Below are 19,566 nucleotides of genomic sequence, written 5' to 3'. Positions count from 1 at the left end.
GAAAGGTGATCATTGTCGAGGTCTTTCTGCGGATTCAACCAAAGGGTTGCAAAAGAAAGGGCAAGGTGACTAGTCTTGCCCGTCGATCCTGCCGACCAGAGGACGCAGGAAGTTAGGGGGGATGCCAATTGAGAAGCTCTGATTGACATCATGATCCAGTGTAGTGGCTCAAATTCGGATTGCGACTTTTCTTGGTTAAATATTTGTCAGACTAACGTCCGAGGAAAGCGGCACCTTTGACACCACTGTCATCCCCCAATTGTGCTGGCAGGATTGGGGTGGCGCAGTAGCCGCCAAAAACGTATTGAGGCAGTTGTTTGGGCACGTCTTGATACAGCTCCGCGACATTCGACATGCCGCCACCAAGCACAATCGCCGCCGGGTCGAACAGGTTGATGACCTGAGACAAGGCCCGGGCAAGTTGATCGACATACAGGGCATAATGGGCCTGTGCATTGGCGCAGTGAGGGCGTGCTTGCATGATGTCCACGCTGTTCATCTGGCTGGCATAACGTGCGTTGTAGCCTCTGGCGAACCCCGTTCCGGATAAAAACAGTTCGTTGCATGCACTGCGCCCGCAATAGCATGGCTCTGTTTTGCCGTCGATGTCCGGGCTGTAGTGGGCCAGTGGATTGTGCCCCCATTCACCGGCGACATTATTCGGTCCGCGCACCAGTTTTTGCTCATACACCAATCCGCCGCCACATCCGGTACCGATAATGACCCCAAAACAGGAGTGGTACTGTTTCCCGGCACCAAACAGCGCTTCACTCAAGGCAAAACAGTCGGCATCGTTGCCCAGATACACTGGCTGTTTTAGCCATTGTTCCAGATCGCTTTGTAACGGTTGATCGTTAATGACCAGAATATTGGCATTTTTGATCCGTTGAGTGCCCGGGCAGATGGCGCCAGGGAGTCCGATACCAATTTGATAAGTGTCACTGGCGTGGCGCGCCGTTTGCTCAATGATGGCCACAACGTGTTGGAGAAAGCTGTGGTAATCCGATTTGATGGTTTCAAAACGTTGATAGAAGAGTTGTTGTCCGTCTTCACTGAACAGGGCGGCGGCGATTTTAGTTCCGCCAATATCTAGTCCGAGGTATTGCATGTCACGTCTCCCAAAGCTGAGTTGGCAGTGTAACCGGAAATCAAAAGGCGCGAAGTCCGGGAGAGAAAAGCTGTGGAGTAGCGCGGATTACTGAACTGAATAAGCAAGGGTTTACATTGTAAATCTTTGCTTATTCAGTGGGTCGGAATGAACGTAAGTTAAGGCTGATAGTGGAAAATCGCCATGGATCTTGGTGCGATGAGCATCTGTTTATGATCGATCGTGCTGTGTACTTCATGAGAGTCGGTGTTACAGATCATCGTCCACTGCTGATTTTCTTCCGTCGGCAGTGTAAAGCGGGCAGGGGCGTTGGTCTGGTTAATGCAGTAGAACATCTCAGCCCCGTGTTTGCGCAGGCCCAGATGAAGCGCCACACAACTGAGTCGGTTCCAGTCTTCATGCTCCATAGTGGAGCCATCAATACGTCGCCAAAAGATGCGATTGTCATTGCGTTGCTCGCCACTGAACGCGTGGATGAAAGGCACCATATAACGGGCGCGAGCCGACACCAGTTCGGCCAGCCACCGGCGAAAAGCCCGTTTGGCGTCTGACTCTTCCCAGTTCAACCAACTGATTTCGTTGTCCTGGCAGTAGGCATTGTTATTGCCACGCTGAGTGTGTGACAACACATCCGCAGTCAGAATATGGGGAATACCAAAGGAAAACAACAAGCTGGCCATGAAGTTTCGCTTTTGCTTTTCACGAGTTTCTCGTATCAGTGGATTGTCACTCGGCCCTTCAATGCCGTAATTGTCCGAGCGATTGTCACCGTGCCCATCACGATTCTGTTCACCATTGGCTTCATTGTGTTTGTGTTTGTAAGACACCAGATCCTGCATAGTGAAACCATCGTGGTAAGTGATGTAGTTCACCGTCATTTTGTACGGCCAGTTGGCCGCACTGTAAAGATCGCGTGATCCCATCAAACGGGTCGCAAACTCTTTCAGATAGCCTTGATCACCGCGCCAGAAACTGCGGGTAATGTCTCGTAGGCGGTCGTTGCATTCATTCCAGCCGAATGGAAAGTTCCCCACCTGATAACCATTAGGACCGATGTCCCATGGCTCTGCGATCAGTTTCACCTCACGTAAGACGGGATCCTGCGCAACCGCCTTGAAAAATGCCGACTCTTGACTGAAATGCTCGCCCTGACGGCCTAATGTCGCCGCCAAATCAAAACGGAAGCCGTCGATGTGAAACATTTCAACCCAGTAGCGCAGCGTGTCCATAATCAGATTAAGTGTTGGCTGGTAGCTCAGATCCACGGTATTACCACATCCAGTAAAGTTGGCGTACTGTTCGCCGTGTTTGAGGTAATACTGGCCGTCGAGTGCTTTAAGGTTCAATACGGGGCCATCTGGTCCGCCTTCGGCCGTGTGGTTATACACTACATCCAGAATCACCTCGATCCCGTGGCGGTGCAGTTCCCGAATGGTGGTTTTGAGTTCCTGGACCGCGTCATGATCGGCGTAACGGGGGTCGGGTGCCATGAACACGTAAGGGTTGTAGCCCCAGTAATTCACTTTATCCATTTTCAATAGATGCGGTTCGTGCAGGCAGGCCGCAATGGGCAGCAATTGCAATGTGGTGATATTCTGCTGCTGGTAAAAGCTCAGCATCGCATCACTGACCAACCCGAGATAGCGACCTTGCTGCTCCCGCGGTACTTCCGGGTGGAGTTTGGTCAGCCCTTTCACGTGCGTTTCAAACAGCACGGTTTGCGCACGTGGGATGCGAGGTGGTCGCGTACCCTGCCAGTCAAACTGATCATCGACCACGACACATTTTGCCAGCGTGAAACTCTGCGCAGCGTCAAACGGAGGCTGGTAGTGCAGGGCTTTATCCAGCGATTTCGCATAGGGATCGGAAATAAAATGAGACTTTCCTTGCTGTTCAACGATATATCCGTATTTCTGTCCGGCTTTAATATCGCTGATGTAGACATGACGAATTCCAGCGTATTCATTGGGTAAGGAATACGTTACGTAGCGATTATTATCGTCAAACAGAGCAAGCTGAATATTTTCAGCTGCAGGGGCATAGATTGAAAAATTACAACCAGATTGATCTGGCGTAGCGCCCAGGGGATAAGGTCGAGAGCTTTGTTCCGTCATCACTTTGGGGTTTATTCTGTCGTTGTTGAACTATTAGTAAAAGACTTTGTCTATATTAGGTCAAGCGCCCCATCACAAATTTTTTCTTGTAATTTTATTTCAGTTCGATGACGAAAAAATGAAAAAGTTTGACGTAGTTTGCACTTTGATCGGCGTAATTTGCTCGCTCCCTTACCTACTCCCCCCTATATTTGTGATCTACGTTTTTTAAATGGCGTACGGTTATTTTTCTCCTCCCCAGTACTCCCCCCTAAATTCGCCGGGGGTGGAGGAAGTCACCCTTTTTCTCCTTGGGTAATCTGTCAACAGTTGAAACAGACGAGGATTCGTCCTCATCTTAACCCTCTTTATTAGCGTGCCTGTTTCTGCCTTTATGGGCGCGTTGAAAAAGAGGGAAAAAAATATAAGAAACCCTAAATGGAGTTAACAATGAAAAAAGTAAGTGTAATTGCTGCCGCAGTGGCTGCGACTCTGGCTGGCGGTAACGCCGTTGCCGCGGACGTAGATTTTCATGGTTACATGCGTGCTGGTGTTGGTATGAGTACTGACGGTGGCCAGCAAGTAACGTTTGAGAAGCAAAAAGTGGGTCGTCTGGGTAACGAAGGCGACATCTACGGCGAGGTTCAGCTGGGCAAAGAAGTTTACAATAACGACGGTAAAACCTTCTACGTTGACTCCATGTTTGCCATGACGTCAAACGGTTCGAACGACTGGGAAAGCACCGCGTCGAATTGTGGTCTGGACGGCAGTGACGTGAAATGTGTGGACGATGCACAATTCGCTCTGCGTCAGTTCAACGTTCAGGCGAAAGGCGTGCTGGGCTTTGCGCCTGAAGCAACCTTGTGGGCAGGTAAGCGTTTTTATCAACGTCATGACATCCACATTTCAGATTTCTACTACTGGGACATTTCTGGTGCCGGCGCCGGTGTTGAAGGCATCGAAGCGGGTCCGGGTAAATTGTCTCTGGCTTGGGTTCGCAATGACCGTTCCGATGTACCAGACGAGTTTAACGGCGATGCAGTTAACGTAAACACTTTTGACGCGCGTTACGCTGGTATTCCTTTGTGGGAAAACGGCAGTCTGGAAGTTGGCGTAGACTACGCCATGGTCAACGAAACATCAGGTGCTTCTGACGCCGCTCAGGATGCTAAAGATGGCGTGATGCTGACTGCAGAACTGACTCAGGGTCTGTCTAACGGCTTCAACAAAACTGTATTGCAATACGGTACTGAAGGTTACTCAAAAATCATGGCCTTCTACGGCAGTGGTAACTGGTACGGCGCAGAAGCTAAAGACGGCGCATCTGGCTACCGTATCATCAACTGGGGTGTGATTGGTCTGGGTGAAAACTGGGAACTGGGTCACCAACTGGTTTACGGTGTAGGTGAAGATATGTGGGATGGTCAGGACAAGTGGGAAGCGATGTCTGCTGTTGTTCGTCCGGTCTACAAATGGGATGACAACCACAAAACCATCTTCGAAGCAGGTTACGGCATCGATGACAACGATGGTGCTGACAACAAATACGGCAAATTCACCGTGGCGCAGGCATGGTCTGCAGGCTCAAGCTTCTGGGCTCGCCCAGAAATCCGTCTGTACGCATCTTACCTGACCAGCGATTACGACGACGGCTCTAAAGTCTTCGACAGCGGCAAATCGGACGATTCATTCCAGTTTGGTGTGCAAGCTGAAGCATGGTGGTAATCATCATCTAAAGCATCTTATACTGTCCTAAACCAATACAGCCAGAGTTATCTGGCTGTATTTCTTTACAAAAATAACAACAAGGTCGAGGTGGATCATTATGAAAAAATGGCTCGCGCCCGTAATTCTGGGCATGTTAGTCACCGGTTGTACAACACCGCAGCAAGTGGCAATGAATACTCAGGGCAGCCAGCAGGTGATTACTCAGTCGTCTGAGATCAACTGGCTACCGCTCGATGTACCGACGGTCACTGAGTTCGCCTTGACAGACAAAAGCCAGATGCTGCTTAACGGTGACAGCGCCGGAGCGATTGCTGCTTTCACCCTGCCAGGGAATCGTGGCAGCCTGGACATCAAGCTGGAGTCTTTTGTCAGCAAAGACTTGCAGTTTTTTGCACCGACTATGGTGATTTACAACTCGGTCGGTGAAGTGATTTATCAAGCTGACTTTGCCAAATTCCAATACGAGCCAGCGAAGCTGCTGGACAACGACAAATTTGTTCTCGACATGAATGTGATCCCTGAAACATCAGGGGGGGACATGCAGGTTCTGATTTACACTACTGCGGACGATTTAAAAGGCAGTTCACAGGTATTGCACCCAGCAAAAGCCTTTGCGATGGCGCGCCACACTCAGCCACCTGACATCGCAGATCCGATGGCGAAACACGCGCCACTTGGTCAGTTCCGGCTGAGCGTTTCAGCTAATGATATTGTGACGTCAAAACTGGGGGCGACCAATGACAACATTCCTCAGGGAACCGATCTGACGTCCTATTACCACAATGCCATCAAGAAGGCGGTAGAGGCCGATGATATCCCTAAAGCGTTAGGTCTGCTGGATGAAGCCAAAGCACTCGATATTCAGGGTGCACAGGAAGTCTTTGTGAAAGCCGTGAACAGCAAATAAGCGATGATTGATACATGTTGTTGATAGAGAGCTCCCGCAAGGGAGCTTTTTTGTTACGAGCAATATTACGGCGGGGTTAACTGTAAAAAGCACGTGGCGTATCCAGGAAGACGCATCGTCACGTGCCCGCCATGATTATCAACGCTCAGCCGGTAGTCTTGTTGGTGGAGTAAGTCGTGAAGCATATAGTGGCCATCAGACAGCGACCACTGTTGCATCAATTCACTGGGTAACTGCAACGTCAAGTTGTGGCTTTGCTCGGCACTGAAATTCGCAACCAGAATCAGTTTTTGCGTGGCGCAGGAGCGGGCAAACGCAAACAGGTGATCTTGATTTGGATAAAAACCCTCGAAGTTGGCGGCGTACAAATCATGGTAGTTCCCCGTCAGAGCCGGGCTGGTGATAGTCAATTGGAGTAACCGCTGATAAAACTGGCGCAGTGTCCGCTCCTCCTCGGTCAACTTCGCACCGTCATAACGGCCGTGGTTCATCCAGCGTTGATGGTGAGGTACTCCGATGTAATCGAAGATGGAAGTACGCGATGGCTGGCCGAAACCAGCATTCTCCGCGCCTGGCTCACCGACTTCCTGACCGAAGTAAATCAGGATTGGCGCTGAAGAGAGGCAGGTAGCAACGAGCATGGCCGGTTTGGCTTTATGTGGATCCTTGGCAAAAGCATCAGAGGCGATACGCTGCTCGTCATGATTTTCCAGAAAGTTCATCATGTGATGCTCAATATCGCGCAGTTGCCACTCGATGCGGCCAAGTTCCCGGGTGGATCCTTCTCCTTGCACAATGGCACGTAACTGATCGTACAGGTCAACTTTATTGTACAAATAATCCATCTTACCGAGCTGGATGTAGTCGCGATAACACTCGGGTTGATAAACCTCAGCGAGTAGGAAGGCTTCCGGATTCACCTGCTTAATTGAGGCGTTCAGGTAGCTCCAGAACTCGACGGGTACCAACTCAGCCATGTCATACCGAAAGCCATCTACCCCTTGCTGCAACCAATAGACGGCGATATCACGAAACTTTGTCCAGGAGTCGGGCAGCGTTTTTCCTTGCCAAAAGGCAGCGTGCACCTGATAGGGCTGTTCGTGGTAACCCGGAGGCAAACGGTCGAACTCGACCTGGCCATCAGGTGTGACGCCAAAATTGATTTTGACGGTGTCGTACCAATCATCGAATTGAGGCCGGCTTGCGCGCGCCCCGTTGCCACTCCAGCGCGCGGGATATTCCAGATAATCGTGTGCACTTTTTGCGGCCGGAGCACACCCTGCGGGAAAGATTGGCCGTTCAAACGGTGTGTTGGGCAGATAATAAAAATTGTTGTCGCGCTGGTATTCCAAAGTCGTGTCATCGTTGGCACCAAAATCAAAGACGCCGACGGGGTTGTTGAAGCCCTGGTACGTTCTGGCGACGTGGTTGGGCACGATATCGATGATCACTTTTAATTCCGCGGCATGAATTCGTTGTATCAGGGCCAAAAATTCGGCATTGCGATTGCTTGGTTCATCAGCAAGATCTGGGTGAACAGCGTAGTAGTCTCTAACCGCATAGGGCGAGCCGGCGCGCCCTTTGACGATAGCAGGGTGGTCGAGTGGGATGCCGTATGCGCGATAATCGCTCGTGGTGGCGTGGTGAGGAATCCCCGTCAGCCAAAGGTGAGTGATGCCGAGATCGCGGATTGCCTGCAACGCTTCTGGCGTAAAATCACTGAGCTTTCCGACGCCGTTGTTTGCCTTGTCTCCCCATGCTTGATGCTGAGTTTGAGTATTGCCAAACAGACGGGTCATGACTTGATAGACAGTGTATTTTTGTTTGCTCATCGTGCTGCCATTCATCCTGCTTTTGGTTAAGCATAACGGACAGCGATTCGAGTGGCTCGTCGACGGAAGGATGTTGAGAGGCGCAGGTTGATGAACTGTGAAGTGGGCAACATTTGGTGCAAATAAAAAGCCACGCGTCCGCGTGGCTTTTAAAGCTTATCACTGTGCTTTATTTGCGATCTTGGTCGAAGTCACCGTGGAAGTGGCCGTGATCTGAATGACTGTGAGCGGCTTTTAGCTTCTCACCGATGCGCAGTTTCTTCACTGGCGCAGCCACACTCAGGGCACGAGGAGCTACTTTGGCTTTGGTCTGCTCTTCTTCAGCCGGGAACAGAGGCTTACTGAAAGCGTAGTAAGTGGTCACATAGGCCAGTGCCTGAGTGTTGACATACAGTGCTTTCTGGCTGATGTTGTTCAGATCATCACAAGCCTGGTGGTAACACTTGTCGTACGCAACGTCGATTTCGCCACCGAACTGATCCACTTCTTCAGCAGTTTTGACTTTCTCGGCACCAGTAAACAAGCCGCCGAATGCCACACCCCAGTCAGCAAAGCCAGCGTAGTCTGAGCGTTTTGACAGCGCTTGAGGAACGGTTGATTCTGACTTCGCAGAGAAGAACTCATTAAAGGTTGCTTCGATGTCAGACGTACCAAACGGTGGTTTGAAGTCTCCAGTGTAGGCGTTGTCCGGGCTATCTTTGGTGTCGGACAAGTCGCCATCCATCACGCCGAAGATGTAGTTTGGTGAACCGATCATGTCGAAGTTGAGGTACATCTTCACTTTGTTGAGCTTGTTGTAACGCGCGTCAACCAGTTCAAGCTGCTCTTCGGTCAGCTGGCTTGGGTCTTCCAGGCCGAGTTCGTCCAGAATCTCTTGCTGTGCTTGCTCGTAAATCGGGCCAAACAGCTCACTGGTGTAGTGTTCAGAGCCAACCAGACCCGCTTCTTCTGCTGCCCACCAAGCAAAGCGAACTTTGTTTTTCACCGGAGCTTTGGTGTTGGCCAGAGTAACAGCGTATTCCAGCAGACCTGCGGTACCAGAGCCATTGTCATTGATACCCGGACCTTCAGGAACGGAGTCAAGGTGGGCCCCCAACATAACGACTTGGTTCGGGTTGCCGCCCTTCGTTTCTGCCAGTACGTTCTGAGTAACGACCATTTCATCTTGAATGTTCACATTCAAAGTCGCAGGAATGGTTTGAGCCTCGCTCAGATCAAACCACTGTTTACCCAGATCGTAGCGCGCACCGAAAGCAGGAATCGAGGCGGTGGTATCGCTGCCCAGTGTACCGTTGACGACTGATTTACGGCCTTCATCGTTACCCTGGTTGAATACGATCACTGCTTTGGCACCAGCACTTTCAGCATTAACCACTTTCGCGCTGAAGCTACAGCCACCCCGCTGAATGACGGCAATTTTGCCAGCAACATCTTTGCCGTCGAAATCGCTCGCTTCACAGCCGTCGGTGTCGTCGTAGTTTGGATCGGAGAACGCAAAGTCAGGCGTGACGAACGCTAATTCACCGCTCAGTTCACCGTCCGAGCCACCAGAGTAAGACATCACCGCGTAATCCGGTTCAACACCTTCGTCTGCTTCACGAGTGCTGATAAGGTCAACGCCATCAACGTTAAGCTGAGTACCGCTCAACTCTTCCCAGGCACGGAAATCGAATTCTTGCGTTGTGACTTTGTAGCCATGATCTTTCATGACTTCGATAATGTAGTCGACGGAGTGTTGATAACCGTCAGAGCCGGCTGCACGTGTTACCGAACTGCCATCTGTGGTTTTGGATGCACGAGCTTCCAGCTCGACCAAATGATCCACCACCTCTTCACGTTCAATTTTGCTACTGACGTAACCCGCCGCTTTCTTCGGATCGTCCCAGTAACAACCTGTGAGCATGGTTGAGCTGATGACGGTCGCGAGAAGCGTTCTTTTTGTTGTCATGCTTACTTGCATTTGTGACTCCTTGTGTTGAGTAAACCTCCCCATTGTTGACGAAATCAAAAGTTATAAATATGTTAAATTAGTGTGGTTTTTCGAAAAAGGAATCAATATCAAACTATTTGCATTTCTCTGATGTAATATTCATTTTTATGATGTGTTGGTTTCACATTATCCACAGAATTCGTAACTCTTTGTCTTTTAATGATAATTTTATAGTTTCGTTAAGTGTTACTTATTGAACAGCTGAATATCACACCGCTTTAAACAGAGACAAAAAAGCCACGCAAATGCGTGGCTAATCATCTCAAAGGGAATCGCAACCGCGATCAAAAACCCTTAATGTTTTCCGCTTCCAGTTCAGTGAAGTATTTGACGGTTTTCACTTTCAGCTCTTGAGTCGCGGGTTCATCACACACGATGACGGCTTTAGGATGCAGTTGCAGCGCTGAAACGGTCCACAGGTGGTTGACACAACCTTCGACAGCGGCTTCCAGCGCTTGTGCTTTGTTATGGCCAGTCACCAGAATCATGATTTCTTCAGCATCCAGCAGTGTACCGACACCAATGGTTAATGCGTATTTTGGCACCTGACTGATATCGCCATCGAAGAAGCGGGAGTTCGCGATACGAGTATCTTCGGTCAATGTCTTGATACGAGTCCGAGAGGACAGTGATGATGCTGGCTCATTGAATGCGATATGGCCGTCGTTACCCACACCACCCATGAACAGATTAATTCTGCCGTAAGCCTTAATTTTGTCTTCGTAGCGTTTGCATTCGACTTCGTGATCTTCAGCATTACCATTTAGCAGGTTGATGTTCTCTTCCTGGATATCAACGTGGTTGAAGAAGTTGTTGTACATGAAAGAGCGGTATGATTCTGGGTGATCCGCCGGAATGCCCACGTACTCATCCATGTTAAATGTCACAACGTGCTTGAAGCTGACTTCGCCGGCTTGGTAGAGCTCGATCAGAGCTTTGTAGGTGGCCAGAGGGGTTCCTCCGGTAGGCAGACCCAGAACGAAAGGACGCTCGGCGGTTGGGTTGAAATTGTTGATACGCTTAGCGATGTGAGCGGCTGCCCATTTACCTACTTGCGCTGCTTTGCTTAACGGAATAAGTCTCATGTTATTGCCCCTAGTCTTGGAAATCACGTGTCCTGATTAATTAATTTGCATTATAAAATAAGTTGGTCGGCACGGCTATTGTTTTTGGTCAAATTTTAGCTGATTAGCGCGAGTGGTGGGGTGAAAATTGAAGAGCTTCATGTTTTTAGCGTGTTTTTGCCTGGTTAAAAGAGGGAAGTATCAACCAAGCTTAGTGAATCAAGGTTATAAATTTATGACCTGAATTAAGCCAGTGTTTGATGTGCCTCAAAGTGATTGATTGGCATACTTGTCACAAGTTTTCCATACTTAAGATAACAGCTTATATCATTAGATATGAGTGAAATAGACACCTCAATCAGGCTGATAAGGAGTAAGGTGATGAAAAACGAACTGGATCCCACCAAAGTATTGCAAGCCTACGAAACTGTGATGTCCAGAGGGACGCCCACTGAATTCGGCAAAATGTATGAGGGTATCGAAGCGTTTTCGGATTATGACGGTTACAACGTCTATATGCGGGGAAATGGTGTGGAGTTGAAAGTAGGTTTTCACAATACCTACCACCTTGAATACGATCAGGAACATCTGCGTGACAGTTTCCTGAAAAAAGTGGCTATGTTGGCCAAATAACCAGACATCCTTGTCTTAATCGAAAACAAAGCCCTGTACCTGATTCCGGTACCAGGGCTTTGGGAGAAAGATTCCTGTCAACTGCCAGGCTGGTGGCCTGAAATCAGTCTTCTTCAGCCAACGCAGAGTCCTCTGCGTAGTCATCACTTGCATCCGGTTTGTTACGACCATTGAGAGTGTGAAAACGCTTACGACCACGCGCCAGCTGAATGTATTTTAACCAGGTGCGTTCCAGTTTGGATTTGGCTTTACCAGGATTTTCCAGCACTTTCAGAAAGTGCTTTTCCTCGGCATTTTCTGGCTCAATTTCACCAGTTTCCAAACCCAGCAGGGTATCCCCATAAAAAGTTAGGATTTCCTCTTCTGCAAGAGTAAAATCACCGGACTTTGCAAAGCCTCGTGGGAACTTAGCATTGTCATAAAAACGTTTTTTGCCTTGACGGAATTCGATGTCAGACATGTCAAAAGCCTCTATAACCAGTAGTAATGACTCACGGCGAAAGTTAGGCGTAAACATTGAAAAAGAAAAACAAAAACTTTTTATCGATACAATAAATTTATATTGTTAGTCTGGATGCGGAATAACCAAGGGTAGATTTATGGACGTAAAAGTCTTCCGGACCTTTCTTGAGGTCGCTAAAGCCAAGCACTTTGGGCGTGCAGCAGAGAATCTTTTTATCACTCAGGCTGCGGTCAGTGCACGCATCAAACAACTGGAAAGTTACTTTGATACACAGCTGTTTATTCGTGACAGAAATAACATCAAACTGACGTCTGCCGGTGAGCGTCTGATCAGCTACGCAGAAGTGATGGTCTCGACATTACAACAAGCCAAGCTGGAGCTTTCCCTCGAAAGTGGTAAAGCGCTGCAATTGACCATGGGCGGGACGCCAAACGTGTGGGACGCCTACTTACAAAACTGTTTGAGCGTGGTGACAGATGCGTTAAGCGGCTACGGTTTTATGGCTGAAGTAATGGGGCGTGAGCAGCTCAATCGCCAGTTACTCGAGCGCACGCTGGATATGGCTTTTGCTTTTGATCAGATCAAGGCGGAAGAGCTGTCGTGCAAGAAAGTGGCTGATATGGTGCTGCTGATGGTGTCTACGGAGCAAGAGTCTGTCGAAACGGTCTTTGACAGCCAGTACGTGTACGTGGACTGGGGAACGCGTTTTGCGTCTGAACACGCAGAGCGTCACCCTAAAGCACCGGCCCCTTATCTGAGGACCTCAACAGCGCGTATCGCGCTGGACTTTATCCTCGAGAAAGGTGGCAGTGCCTATCTGCCCGCCTCACTGGTGGAGCCGTTCATTAACTCTGGGCAGCTACACAAAGTTCAAGGGGTTCGAGACTGGCAGCGCCCGATCTATCTCAGCTACCGCAAGAATAGCTCTTCCGTTGAAGCGATCAGTCAGGTGGAAGAGTTGGTGAAAAGCATCGATCCGCTCAGCAGCTACAGCATGCAGCAGGCCGGAGAGCTTGTTGCCGATTAAGGCTGACACGATATGTATTAATAAGGCTCCTTGTTAGGAGCCTTATTCGTATTGGCCGCTTTTACGACCACAAAGCACTCAAACCACTTAATAGTGACGAGCTTGCCCCTTGGGATTGCAGGGCTTTCAGAATGATGGGGGTAAACTGCGTGACCATTTCAGGGCTCAGACCCACCGCCGAGAATGCGCTTTTAACACTTTCCATGTTATTGAGTGTATTGGTCAGCGAAGAAAGATCCAGAGAACTCAGACCTCCCGTCATGGATGACAGCTCTTGGCTGTTTTCCGGTGACAGGGCGTTTTGTGCGTAAGAGAGCAGAGCACCGGCTCCGGTTGCCGCCTGAGTTGGCGTGATATTGAGCTGCTCAGCCAGGTTTCCTGCAACGGATTTGGTCAGAGGGGTGGATGGCAGAAGGCTTTGTGACGTTGGTTGAGACCCGGTGGATTGACAAGCCGTCATTGCAAGGCAGCCTGCCAGCACAAAAAGCGCTTTATTCATTCTATATTTCCTTTTGGACTGAGTGTGATTCGCATTTTACGTCACTCGTAGTGAGATGTATGTCTCATTTTTACGGATTTACCGAAAATTGAAATAAGAACGTTCGCATTGCGCGTTTTGTCAGCAGAGAAGTAAAACAAGGCTCTCGTTGGAGCCTTGATAGGTAGGTTAAGGGAGATCAAAAATCAGCGCTTTGACGGTCTCGTTGGTCGGGTTAGCGAACGTTACCTCATTAACGGCCTCAATTTTGGCGCCGTCACCGCTATGCAAAGCAGTGCTGTTGGCTTGCATCACGCCATCCACTTGGTGAACATATGTGTTGCGTTCTGATAAGGTTTCAAAGACAAACGTTGCGCCCGGTGTCAAGATAAGCTGATACAAGCTGGCGTCTTGTTTGATTTGCAACGTACCATCTGCTCCATCTGGTGTGGCGATGGCAGTTAATCCAGGTTGCTGGCCAAAATCTTTTTGCTGATAACCCGGTGGATTACCAAAGCTGTCTGGTTGAATCCAGATTTGCAAAAAGCGCAGGGTACCGCTGTCTGAGCCGTTGAATTCGCTATGAAGAATACCTCGACCTGCAGACATCAACTGGAATTCACCCGCGGGCAGTGACTGAATGTTACCTTCACTGTCCTGGTGCTTAATAACGCCGTCAAGCACGTAGCTGATGATTTCCATATCGCGGTGCCCGTGAGTATCGAACCCCGCGCCGGGCTGCACGACATCGTCATTGATGACACGCAGCGCAGAGAACCCCATGTGCTGTGGATCGTAATAATTGCCAAAAGAAAACGTGTGTCGGCTATCGAGCCAACCAAAGTTAGCCCGGCCACGATCGTTTGCATGTCGTACAGTAATCATATTCTGCTCTCCAGGGGGGAAACGCTCACAAGCGGCCGGTTACACTAATTTTTGGCTCAGAACGTTATCCAGTGCCAGTTTGCCTGAGCCTGAAATTGCCAGAGAAACGGTGGCGGCAAGCAAGGCCAGACCAAATTCGTAACCGTTGTTAGACATAAATAAGCCGTTGTCGATGTGGACAGAGAAAATCGCCACAATCAAAGTAAACGCAGTCACGACGGCGGCTGGACGAGTCAATAAGCCAAGTAGCAGGAACAGACCACCAAAAAATTCAGCGCTACCCGCCATGAAAGCCATAAGCACACCAGGTTCAAGACCAATGGATGCCATCCACTGTCCGGTGCCTTCCAGGCCATAGCCCCCAAACCAGCCAAACAGTTTTTGTGAACCGTGAGCCATCAGGATGATACCGATTGGCACGCGCAGCGCCAGTGGGCTGTAACCTGCTTGAGACGCGTTGATTTTTTTTAATAGTGCTTTCATCATTCTTTCCTCAATAAATTTGAAGGTTTGTTTGATTCAGGGAGCGACCTCCCCTTAATGCTTGATATCAAGTTTAGGTGCATTTCTTCCGTAAGGTAATGGGACGACATTGACGTACTCGTTCGAAAAATTTGAAGGAGAATAAATCCAGTTTGAGTTGTCGCGCTGAAAGTTCGTCCGAAAAAAGGCGAGAGACGGGAGTTTATGCTGTGGCTCAGTGCTTGCTCTGTCATTGGGATGTCAAATTGACGTTGAATGAAAACTATACGATTGACTTTTGATTGCGCTGGGAATAGCATCCAGTTCGCTCACAGAGCAATTCAATTTAAATTCATTTTTTTGAGGAACAACAGAAGCCTATGGACTCGTCGAGTAGTCGAATAATGAATATGGTTTTTTCGAAATGTCGAAAATGCCAATGGGTTTCTGGTTAGTCAGGCAGTTGCCGTTTTTGCATTTGCCTGAAGACCAAACTTGTGGCAGATGCAGAATCTCCGTTCTCATCCTTCCTTCGAATTTTCCGTGCATACTTCTTTGAAGTTCACTGACTGGCACCAGAGTATCCGCTTACTGGCGATACCAGCGAGCGCTTTAAAGAACAAACGACAAAACAACGGTATGTTGATTCTGCGCCTTACGTAAGAGTGCCCGTGTTCAGTGGGTATGACGTTCTAACGTTGTTACTGACTCTCATAATGCTGTTACGTATACGCAACTAGGTTTCTCTGTCCAAAGCAGTACTTGGATGAGAGTTATGAAAATTACACACATTGTACAAAATGACCGCCGTCCTCTCTTCAGAGCGCACGGCTTTAATCGGATCCAGCCTTACATCAACACAGACTGTTTTTGTGTTGAGGATGAGTTGAAAGTGTATCGGGTCATCAATCGTCTTCGCTTGATCGCGCATGCCAATCTGGTGATTGAATCAATCGTCGTTATTTCCGACAGCGGAGAGTACCTCGGTCTGATCCCTTTGCAGAGTCTGGCTGTGGCTGATCCTATGTTGCCGATTCGGGCACTGATAGAGGGAGCAAATCACTACGTATATACGACCGAGGCACCATCACGTGCGGCGAACGTGTTGCGCCAGTGTCCCTGGCCCTTGTTGCCAGTTCTGGATGAAGAGCGACGGGTGTTGGGCGTACTGGAACGGCAAGTGGCTTTGAAGTGGCTACATCAGAGCAAATCGCGTTCGTTTTCCGACTGGTTGAACGCGATCAGCGATCGCTGCTTGAATCGTTTGCGCAGTCGGAAATACCATCGCAGTGGAGGCGTGTAAATGTCGGTAAGTGAGCGTGGTCTTCCGTACTTACCGATATAATTGTCGCTTTAGTCGGGCATTTGTCGAGCGGTGTTCCATCGCTCGAGTTGTTGCCGATAATTTTCCAGCCAGGAGAGCAGTTGTTCGATGGACCAGTGCTCTCCGGCCATCAGGCTTTCTTCAAGTTTTCTTGCGGGTTCCGCAAGCTTATCGAGCCCGACCGTCAGGGCGCCGCCTTTTAAGCGGTGAACGAAGTGTCTGATATCGATCCATTCACTTTTTTCTATCGCACGGCGAAGTTTTGCCAGATCGTCTTGGCAGGTGTTCCAATATAACTCTTCTAGCGAATGATAGTTTTTAACCTCTGCCAACTGACTGGAGTTTGGTTCTGGTTCCTCTAACCATAAATCAAGGATGGTTTGTAAGTCATCTAACGTGACTGGTTTGGTCAGAACACCGTCCATACCAGATTCGATGCATTTTAGTTTGTGTTGTTCACTAGTGGCGGCTGATATAGCAATGACTGGAGTTTGTGTTAACCCTTGTTCTCGCTCAAAATGACGTATGTGTTCTGTAACTTGGTAGCCATCCATACCGGGTAAATTGCAGTCCATGAGAATTAAATCAAAATGTTGATTTGCTTTGAGCTGTGTTAGGGCTGCATGTCCATCTTGCGCAAACGAGCATAGTTGGCCCAGTTCACGCAACTGCTCTTCAATAAGCTGTCGGTTGACAGCCAGGTCTTCAACAACCAGGATTTTTGCTGGCGATTCATTAAAACGTGGAGTGATTGTATTGAGGACGGTTTGGGAAGAGCTCGCTTGTTCTTTTGTGTCTAACTTGACAGGTAACGCGATTGATATGGTAGTGCCGACACCCAGTTGACTATTTAGGTTAATAGAGCCATCCATCAGCGTGACCAATTCCCTGCAAATATTGAGTCCTAAACCTGTACCACCATATTTATTGGCGACAGAATAATCGGCTTGCTGGTACGCATCGAAGATACGTTCTTGTTTCTCTGATGCGATACCGATACCTGAGTCTTTGATGGAGATCGCCAATGTGGCCTTGTTATTTTCGGCAGAAATATTCGACAACTGGATCTTGAGTACAATGCTGCCTTGCTCAGTGAATTTGACTGCGTTAGAGAGAAGGTTAGTGAGGATTTGTCTAAGACGGAGTGGATCGACATGTACTCGGACATCAGCTAAATCCTGAGTGAAGAGCTGAAGTCGGACTCCTTTTTTATCGGCAGCCAGGCGGTGAACGTCCGAGACACTGGTTGCCAGTTCATTAATGTCCGTTGGCTCCGGTGACAACTGTAATTTATCTGTTTCTAGCTTCGATACGTCCAACACATCATTCAAAAGTTCTATCAAGTTCGTTGCTGAGGATTTAGCCAGTTGGGTTAATTCTTTTTGTCGGGTGGATTGTGGTGTTCTAAGGAGTAAATCGACAGTGGCCAATATCGCATTCATTGGAGTCCGTATTTCGTGAGACATCACGGCCAAAAATTGTGATTTTTCAGCCTCGCTGGCGACCGCTCGAACTTCTGCACGTTTCGCTCTCCAGTATAGCGCAATGATAACCAGCAGTGCGAGCGTGAACACGATGATCTCGGACGCGTAATATTTCAATACAGCCTGCCAAGCCGGCCGTCCAATGTGCACCTCCTTAATCCACTTAAGGTAAATCTCCCCATTTTTTAAAGATGTCATGTTTTCCAGAGACTTATTGATGATTGAGTGTAAGAGAGGATATTTGGGAGAAATGGGCATTTTAACCACAGAATACATGTCGGCAATCGTGCCAGCTATGTTGAGCGTGCCATAATATTTTCTGTAAATTATTGGTCTGAGAGCAATATCAGCGCCGACAACAGCGAAAACTGCGCCATGAAAAAGAGCTTCCAAAGCTTCTCTAGGATCGTTGATTAGCATCAGTTCCAGTGTCGGATAATGTTGTCTCAAGTAGGACTCATATCCTCCACCTCCTTTGACCGCCACCTTTTTGCTGGCCAGGGTATTGATATCAAACAACATCGGAGTATCCGAACGGGTCACTATGATGGCATCTGAAAAAATATAGGGGTGGGAGAGCAGTACTTTGTCACGAATGGATTTTTTCAGTCTGGGAGAGGCGACGGTAGACATGTGCAACGTGCCCTCCTCAAGTTTCAATAGAGTATCATTCCAGTTTGATGACTGGATTAATTTGAATTTGAGGCCAGTTTGTTTGGCAATTTCATCAATAAAGTCTCTGGTTAACCCTTTATGTTGTCCTTCCTTTAAGTATTCCACTGGCCAGTATTCATCAATTGAGTAGGTCACTTCGGGGTTAGCTTTTATCCAGGCTAGCTCTTCTGGTGAATAGCTTGATTGAGCATGCGCGGAAGGAAAAAAATCTACTAAAACCATAGATGCTAACAAAACAAAATATCGGATGTGATTCATTGACCCTACCTGGAGATGATCGACGCTTTTCTTAAATGTAATTCATAGAGCGAAGGACGGGTTTGAGAGTATTCTCATTTTTATCTGTTGATATTTTGAACATTATCATGGCATTTCAGACCATTCGGTATCAACAATAAGAACATTGTCTATTGTTAATAAGTCAAAGTTGGTCAGTGAATCAAGGTTTCTGCTGCATCCATTTAGGGGAATACTGTGTCTTTTAATGAAATTAAAATCATGCTGTTGGATGATCATGCTGTCGTTCGAGAAGGCGTGTCAGCACGCTTAGAAAACGAAGCCGATATGAAGTTAATTGGGAGTTTCTGCGATAGTAAAAGTCTCCTCATGGCACTCCGTCGGGAGCCGATAGATGTTTTGTTATTGGATTATGAGTTGCAGCCGGGCGACAGTGACGGCTTTAATTTAATTCGTGCCATTAACGTGCGATTTCCTCAGATCGCCATTCTTATGATGTCAGCCCATTTTGATACAGCAACGGTAGGGTTGGCTCTGAGGGGGGGCGCCCGCGGTTTTATCGGAAAACAGCAGGCGTTACAAGAAGTGATTAAAGCTATCAGAGTGGTGGCAGGAGGGCGTATTTATTTGGAGCAGCAAATGGCAGTCGAATTGGCATCTGTTCGTGCAGAAGTGGTTCCAGTGTCGCGCGATACTCATGACAAAAATAAAATTGAAGACCTCATCGCTATCGCGAAATTATCACCAAAAGAATCTGAAGTTATCCGGTGTTTTATGTCGGGTATGTCGGTGACGGATATCGCGACTAAGTTTAGCCGAAGCGTTAAAACCATCAGTCGTCAAAAGCAAAGTGCTATTCAGAAGCTGGGTTTAAAAAGCGATCAGGAGCTTTTCAAGATTAAATATCAGATTGATTCGGAATAGACATCATGTACTAACTAATATTTCATTGTCTTTCGTGTATTAGAGTTCGCTAACACCATGATTAAATAGAAAATTAACATTGATAATAGCATGGTGATTTTTAATAAAGTTAAAAGATTTATAAACAATATTGAGGTGTGAGATTTGTCCTATCTTGGGGTTTTTCACTATGCCTTGTATGATACCTTTGTATTTTTAAATGCTTTCAATTTTTCCGCCCCTATAGCCTGTGACATAAGATCATTCTTAGTT

Annotated in this window: 16 protein-coding genes; 6 read left to right on the top strand and 10 right to left on the bottom strand. The window is 48.1% G+C overall.

The genetic code is table 11. The annotated features are described in order from the left end of the window. Window positions 1-211 precede the first annotated feature (211 nt). Together CAG64_RS14405 and glgX are read right to left on the bottom strand one after the other, a co-directional pair. Window positions 212-1,108, bottom strand: coding sequence for an ROK family protein (locus CAG64_RS14405; RefSeq protein ID WP_161488357.1), 897 nt, complete (start codon window positions 1,106-1,108; stop codon window positions 212-214). 158 nt (window positions 1,109-1,266) lie between these two features. Continuing rightward, complete coding sequence (gene glgX / locus CAG64_RS14400; protein ID WP_161452055.1) at window positions 1,267-3,222, bottom strand: glycogen debranching protein GlgX; 1,956 nt, start codon at window positions 3,220-3,222, stop codon at window positions 1,267-1,269. A gap of 429 nt (window positions 3,223-3,651) precedes the next feature. Between glgX and CAG64_RS14395 the strand changes: the two genes are divergently transcribed. Then, window positions 3,652-4,926 (top strand): maltoporin, encoded by a 1,275-nt coding sequence (locus CAG64_RS14395; RefSeq protein WP_021705990.1) that lies wholly within the window; start codon window positions 3,652-3,654, stop codon window positions 4,924-4,926. Window positions 4,927-5,026: 100 nt separating this feature from the next. After that, the gene (locus tag CAG64_RS14390) at window positions 5,027-5,836 is read left to right on the top strand and encodes a MalM family protein (protein WP_161452053.1); all 810 of its coding nucleotides are present in this window, start codon (window positions 5,027-5,029) and stop codon (window positions 5,834-5,836) included. A 65-nt stretch (window positions 5,837-5,901) separates the two neighbouring features. Here CAG64_RS14390 and CAG64_RS14385 read toward each other — a convergent pair whose 3' ends face one another. The 3 genes from CAG64_RS14385 to nagB form a co-directional block, all read right to left on the bottom strand. After that, complete coding sequence (locus CAG64_RS14385) at window positions 5,902-7,668, bottom strand: alpha-amylase family glycosyl hydrolase (RefSeq protein WP_161488358.1); 1,767 nt, start codon at window positions 7,666-7,668, stop codon at window positions 5,902-5,904. A 169-nt stretch (window positions 7,669-7,837) separates the two neighbouring features. Next, window positions 7,838-9,628 (bottom strand): M28 family metallopeptidase, encoded by a 1,791-nt coding sequence (locus CAG64_RS14380; protein ID WP_021705993.1) that lies wholly within the window; start codon window positions 9,626-9,628, stop codon window positions 7,838-7,840. 314 nt (window positions 9,629-9,942) lie between these two features. After that, on the bottom strand, window positions 9,943-10,743 hold the full coding sequence (gene nagB, locus CAG64_RS14375) for a glucosamine-6-phosphate deaminase (protein WP_021705994.1): 801 nt from the start codon (window positions 10,741-10,743) through the stop codon (window positions 9,943-9,945). A gap of 360 nt (window positions 10,744-11,103) precedes the next feature. On the opposite strand from nagB, the gene CAG64_RS14370 reads away from it, so the two are divergent. Continuing rightward, the gene (locus CAG64_RS14370) at window positions 11,104-11,355 is read left to right on the top strand and encodes a DUF3081 domain-containing protein (RefSeq protein WP_021705995.1); all 252 of its coding nucleotides are present in this window, start codon (window positions 11,104-11,106) and stop codon (window positions 11,353-11,355) included. A 103-nt stretch (window positions 11,356-11,458) separates the two neighbouring features. On the opposite strand, the gene CAG64_RS14365 is transcribed toward CAG64_RS14370, so the two are convergent. Further along, the gene (locus CAG64_RS14365; RefSeq protein ID WP_161457368.1) at window positions 11,459-11,815 is read right to left on the bottom strand and encodes a DUF413 domain-containing protein; all 357 of its coding nucleotides are present in this window, start codon (window positions 11,813-11,815) and stop codon (window positions 11,459-11,461) included. Between the two features lie 139 nt (window positions 11,816-11,954). Here CAG64_RS14365 and CAG64_RS14360 point away from each other — a divergent pair, with 139 nt between their 5' ends. Continuing rightward, window positions 11,955-12,845, top strand: coding sequence for a LysR family transcriptional regulator (locus tag CAG64_RS14360; RefSeq protein WP_021705997.1), 891 nt, complete (start codon window positions 11,955-11,957; stop codon window positions 12,843-12,845). 61 nt (window positions 12,846-12,906) lie between these two features. Here CAG64_RS14360 and CAG64_RS14355 read toward each other — a convergent pair whose 3' ends face one another. The 3 genes from CAG64_RS14355 to CAG64_RS14345 form a co-directional block, all read right to left on the bottom strand. Further along, window positions 12,907-13,344 carry a DUF2780 domain-containing protein gene (locus CAG64_RS14355; protein WP_161457369.1) on the bottom strand — a complete coding sequence of 146 codons (438 nt, stop codon included), beginning with the start codon at window positions 13,342-13,344 and terminating at the stop codon, window positions 12,907-12,909. 168 nt (window positions 13,345-13,512) lie between these two features. Further along, window positions 13,513-14,208 carry a pirin family protein gene (locus tag CAG64_RS14350; protein WP_161457370.1) on the bottom strand — a complete coding sequence of 232 codons (696 nt, stop codon included), beginning with the start codon at window positions 14,206-14,208 and terminating at the stop codon, window positions 13,513-13,515. 39 nt (window positions 14,209-14,247) lie between these two features. Next, entirely contained in the window at window positions 14,248-14,691 is a 444-nt protein-coding gene (locus tag CAG64_RS14345) for a DoxX family protein (RefSeq protein ID WP_161457371.1), read from the bottom strand. Window positions 14,692-15,445: 754 nt separating this feature from the next. On the opposite strand from CAG64_RS14345, the gene CAG64_RS14340 reads away from it, so the two are divergent. Then, window positions 15,446-15,973: a magnesium transporter gene (locus tag CAG64_RS14340; protein ID WP_161457372.1), complete on the top strand. Its 528-nt coding sequence runs from the start codon at window positions 15,446-15,448 to the stop codon at window positions 15,971-15,973. A gap of 50 nt (window positions 15,974-16,023) precedes the next feature. Here CAG64_RS14340 and CAG64_RS14335 read toward each other — a convergent pair whose 3' ends face one another. Next, window positions 16,024-18,411 (bottom strand): ATP-binding protein, encoded by a 2,388-nt coding sequence (locus CAG64_RS14335; protein ID WP_161457373.1) that lies wholly within the window; start codon window positions 18,409-18,411, stop codon window positions 16,024-16,026. 216 nt (window positions 18,412-18,627) lie between these two features. On the opposite strand from CAG64_RS14335, the gene CAG64_RS14330 reads away from it, so the two are divergent. After that, complete coding sequence (locus tag CAG64_RS14330) at window positions 18,628-19,314, top strand: response regulator transcription factor (protein ID WP_021706011.1); 687 nt, start codon at window positions 18,628-18,630, stop codon at window positions 19,312-19,314. Window positions 19,315-19,566 lie beyond the last annotated feature (252 nt).

This window comes from Vibrio sp. V38_P2S17PM301, from assembly GCF_009904845.1.
Taxonomy (GTDB): Bacteria; Pseudomonadota; Gammaproteobacteria; order Enterobacterales; family Vibrionaceae; genus Vibrio; species Vibrio proteolyticus.
This window is presented reverse-complemented; position numbering and strand designations above follow the sequence as displayed.